Source organism: Streptomyces boluensis (assembly GCF_009908195.1).
GTDB classification, from domain to species: domain Bacteria; phylum Actinomycetota; class Actinomycetes; order Streptomycetales; family Streptomycetaceae; genus Streptomyces; species Streptomyces boluensis.
This window is the reverse complement of the sequence record NZ_JAAAHS010000541.1, coordinates 1-3,967: the sequence shown is the minus strand read 5'-3', so window position 1 is coordinate 3,967 and position 3,967 is coordinate 1. Positions and strand designations below refer to the sequence as shown.

General features: G+C 72.7%; 4 protein-coding genes. All 4 read right to left on the bottom strand.

Going from position 1 to position 3,967, the window contains the following annotated elements; all coding sequences use genetic code 11:
* The coding region (locus GUY60_RS35505; RefSeq protein WP_161705505.1) for a M20 family metallopeptidase at window positions 1-1,113 on the bottom strand (1,113 nt) is incomplete at its 3' end.
* A complete protein-coding gene (locus GUY60_RS35500; RefSeq protein WP_161705504.1) occupies window positions 1,110-1,787 on the bottom strand; it encodes a DUF1028 domain-containing protein in 678 nt (225 codons plus the stop codon). The genes GUY60_RS35505 and GUY60_RS35500, both read right to left, overlap by 4 nt.
* Entirely contained in the window at window positions 1,784-2,263 is a 480-nt protein-coding gene (locus GUY60_RS35495; RefSeq protein WP_188133225.1) for a RidA family protein, read from the bottom strand. The genes GUY60_RS35500 and GUY60_RS35495 overlap by 4 nt, the downstream gene beginning before the upstream one ends.
* 10 nt (window positions 2,264-2,273) lie before the next feature.
* Window positions 2,274-3,596: a flavin-containing monooxygenase gene (locus GUY60_RS35490; RefSeq protein WP_161705503.1), complete on the bottom strand. Its 1,323-nt coding sequence runs from the start codon at window positions 3,594-3,596 to the stop codon at window positions 2,274-2,276.
* Window positions 3,597-3,967: the final 371 nt, after the last annotated feature.

Sequence of the window (3,967 nt, the reverse complement as noted above, 5' to 3'; positions counted from 1 at the left end):
GTCCACGCCGGTCCAGGCGAGGCCGATCGCCCCGTCGAGCAGGGCCCGTTCGGCGGCCCCGCCGACGCAGTACGCGGCGAACTCGTGCTGGTGGTTGGTAGCGGGCAGGGAGCCGATGCCGATGTAGGGGTGGATGGCGGGGACGACCTGCGAGACGTTGCCCATGTCGGTGGAGGCCCGGTTCATCCGCGCGGCCTGGCCGGGCGGCGCGAACTCCCGCCCCAGAGCGAGGGCGTTGGCACGGTAGTGGCCGAGCGCGGTCTCGTCCGTGCGGAACTCCGCGTACGGCTTGCTCTCCGGTTCGATCTCCAGGTCGCAGCCGGTGGCGAGGGCGCCGGCCTCGAAGGCGCGCATGACGCGGGGTTCCAGCTCGGCGAGTTCGGCGAGGGTTTCGGCCCGTACGTACCAGCGTCCGGTCGACCGCTCCGGGATGGCGTTGGGGGCGTCGCCCGCGTGCGTCACGACACCGTGCACGCGGGACGAGGCGGGCAGTTGCTGGCGCAGCAGCCCGATCGCGACCTGGGCGACGGTGAAGGCGTCGGCCGCGTTGACCCCGGCCTCCGGGTAGGCCGCGGCGTGCGCGGACTTCCCGGCGTACGAGATCTTCGAGTGGCTGACCGCGAACGGCCGGGCCTCGGCCACGTCGACCGGGGCCGGGTGCACCATCATCGCGAGGTCCACCCCGGCGAAGGCGCCCCGGTCGAGCATCTCGATCTTGCCGCCGCCGCCCTCCTCGGCCGGGGTGCCGTAGACCTCGACGGTGAGGCCCGCGTCGTCGGCCACGGCGGCCAGGCCGAGCGCGGCGCCGACGGAGCTCGCGGCGATGAGGTTGTGCCCGCAGGCGTGGCCGAGGCCGGGCAGTGCGTCGTACTCGGCGCACAGCGCGATCCGCACGGGCCCGCTGCCGATCCGGGCGTGGAACGCCGTGTCCAGGCCCAGGTAGGACGAGGTGACCTGGTACCCGGCGCGGTCGAGGAGTTCCGGCACGGCGGCCGCGGCGCGGTGTTCCTCCCAGGCGGTCTCCGGGTCGGCGTGCAGCCGCTCGGAGAGGGCGATCAGCTCCTCGGCACGGCGGTCGACGGCCTGCCTCGCCGCGTCCTTCAGCGCGCTCACCGGTCGTCGCCCGGGACGCCGTAGGAGGGCGAGGTGGCGGGGTCGAGTCCGCGGGTCACGTAGTCGTCGCGCTGCGGCAGCCAGACGTCGAGGAGTTCGCCGAGCCGGTCCTGAGGGGCGTCGGCCCAGTCGACGCGCAGGTCGGTGACGCGCCAGCCCACGTCGGCGACGACCGCGAGACCCGCGGAGCGCACCGGCCCTTCCTCGCCGCCGGCCGCGACGGCCGCCTTCAGGGCGGCGAGCAGCCGTTCCTCCAGCTCGCCGGTGGCGGCGGCGTACGCGTCGATGAGTACGCCGGGCACATGCGTGCCGGAGAGCATGTTGCCCGCCGCCACCGCGCCGTCGGCGGTGGCCGAGGCGTGGGTGCCGAGGGTGTGCTCACCGCTGTACGCGAACCCGGCGCCGGAGCGGCCCAGTACGGTCAACTGCCGGTAGGGGACGGTCTTTTCGTTGCGCGCGGCACCGGTCACGCCGGCCAGGGCGCGCCGCGGGTCGCCATGGTCCGCGAGCCCGTCGAGGAGGTCGGTGCCGAGGGTGGGGTCGGTGATGTTCTGCGAGGTGGCCGCGCCGACTCCGGGGCGCAGGTGGGCGACGCGGGCGAACACGGCCGGGCTCGACGAGCTGGCCACGATGCCGAAGCGGGCGCCGTCGCGTACGACGAGGGAGAAGGTCATGCCCGGTCCTCCTCGGGGATCACGGCGACGGCGTCGATCTCGCAGAGCCACTCCGGGCGGGCGAGGGCGGAGACCACCAGGCCGGTGGAGATGGGGTGCACGCCCTTGGTCCAGCGGCCCACCGTGCGGTACACGGCCTCGCGGTAGCGCGGGTCGATCAGGTAGATGGTCAGCTTGACCAAGTGCTCCATGCGGCTGCCCGCTTCTTCGAGCAGCATCTTGATGTTGGCCATGGCCTGCTCGGCCTGGGCCTCGGCGTCACCGATGCCGACGGACTCGCTGGTGTCGAGGTCCTGGCCGATCTGGCCGCGTACGTAGACGGTGTTCCCGGCGACGACGGCCTGGCAGAGGTCGTTGTCGAGGCTCTGCTCGGGGTAGGTCTCGCGGGTGTTGAACGGCCGGATCCTGGTGTGCCCACCGGCGACGATCGGGTCCTTCACCGGGCGGCCCGCGCCGGTCGGGGTCGTGGAGGTCATCGTCTGCTCCTCAGTTCTTCGGGGCGGTCGCCACGGTGGCGGTCCGGTCGCTGTCTTCGTTCCGGTCGCCGGCTCCGGTGGCGTCGGCGGGCCCGTACGCGAGGTAGCCGCGCTGGGTGGTGATGTGGTCGGCGACGTACCGGGCGTCGTGCCAGACGCCCCAGATGAAGCTCGATCCGCGCCGGGACAGCCAGGGCAGGCCCAGGAAGTAGACGCCGGGTTCGCGGGAGACGCCGCGGCGCTGGTCCGGGCGGCCGCGCTCGTCGAACGCGTCGACGTCGAGCCAGCCGTAGTCGGCGGCGAAGCCCGTCGCCCACACGACGGCGGTGACACCGGCCTCGGCCAGGTCGAGTTCCAGGCGGGGGCTCGTCACGCACTCCGGGTCGGGCCCGAGGACGTGGGCCTCCGGCTCGGCGGGGAAGTCGAGCCCGTTGCGCTCGACGTACGCGTCGGCGGCCCGGAGGAACTCCAGGTACTTCTCGTCACCGAAGGCGATGTTGTCGCCGAGGTCCGGCGCGAAGCTCAGCACGCCGTCGTCGTACGACGAGGTGAGGCCGACCAGTTCGATGCCAATGCCGGCGAGGGCGCGGAAGTCCACGGTGTGGCCGCCGCGTGCCCCGCTGACCGCGATGGTGACGTGCTCCGCCCCGTGCGGCGGGGTCTCCGCGTCCCAGATGCCGAGCACCCCGAGCCACCAGCAGAAGTCACGGCCGCGGTACTCGCGCGGCGGCCGGTCATGCGGTCCGACGGAGAGCAGGACCCGGCGGCCGGAGCGGCGCAGCTCGTCCGCGATCTGCACACCGGAGGAACCGGCACCGACCACGAGCACGGCGCCCTCGGGCAGTTGCTCCGGGTTGCGGTACCCGCTGGAGTGGATCTGCACGGGCACGGCGCCGTCCGGCACGATGGGCGGGATCACGGGCCGCTGGAACGGTCCGGTCGCGGCCACCACGTAGCGCGCGTCGATGGCGCCCTCGGACGTCTCGACCCGGAAACCCGGCCGACCGGCGTGCCTGCGCACCGAGTTGACCTCGACACCGCAGCGGACCGGGGCTCCGATCTTCTCGGCGTACGCGACGAAGTAGTCGGCGACCTGCTCCTTCGACGCGAAGGCGTCGGGGGCCGTGTCGGGGAACTCGAGACCCGGGAAGCGGTCGTGCCACGCGGGCCCGTTCGCCACCAGGGAGTCCCAGCGCTCGGAACGCCAGCGCTCGGCGATCCGGTGCCGCTCCAGGACGATGTGCGGTACGCCGTGGGCGCCCAGATGTTCGCTCATCGCGACGCCGGCCTGGCCCGCTCCGACGACGACGACTTCGGTCTCTTCACTCGGCATGTGTGCCTCCACTCAGCGCGGTAGTCCATCCCGGTGTCGCGTTGACTGTGCTACCGCTGCGACACATCCTTGGACGCCCGCACGGAACTGTCCAACAGATGTTTCCGTTGGGAGTTATCTGTATTTCAGATGCAGAGGTGGCGGGGTTTCAGCGGGTCACCGCGGGTCACCACGGATTGCCGCAGGTTGCCGCGCTCCGGGGATTCCCATGTGCGGAGCCGACCAGTAGAAAGGGCCGGTTCTGCTCAACACCCCTTATCGGAGGCCCACTTGCTGCGCGCGACTCTCGTGGCGGCCCTGACGGCCGCGCTGCTCCCGGCGACGACCGCGCGGGCGGACACCGCACCCCGCACGACCCCTGCTGCCCCCAC

What these genes read in the sequence shown, in the direction of transcription:
- GUY60_RS35500 (WP_161705504.1), bottom strand. Translation starts at nt 1,787, where the DNA reads ATGACCTTCTCCCTCGTCGTACGCGACGGCGCCCGCTTCGGCATCGTG.
- GUY60_RS35495 (WP_188133225.1), bottom strand. Translation starts at nt 2,263, where the DNA reads ATGACCTCCACGACCCCGACCGGCGCGGGCCGCCCGGTGAAGGACCCG.
- GUY60_RS35490 (WP_161705503.1), bottom strand. Translation starts at nt 3,596, where the DNA reads ATGCCGAGTGAAGAGACCGAAGTCGTCGTCGTCGGAGCGGGCCAGGCC.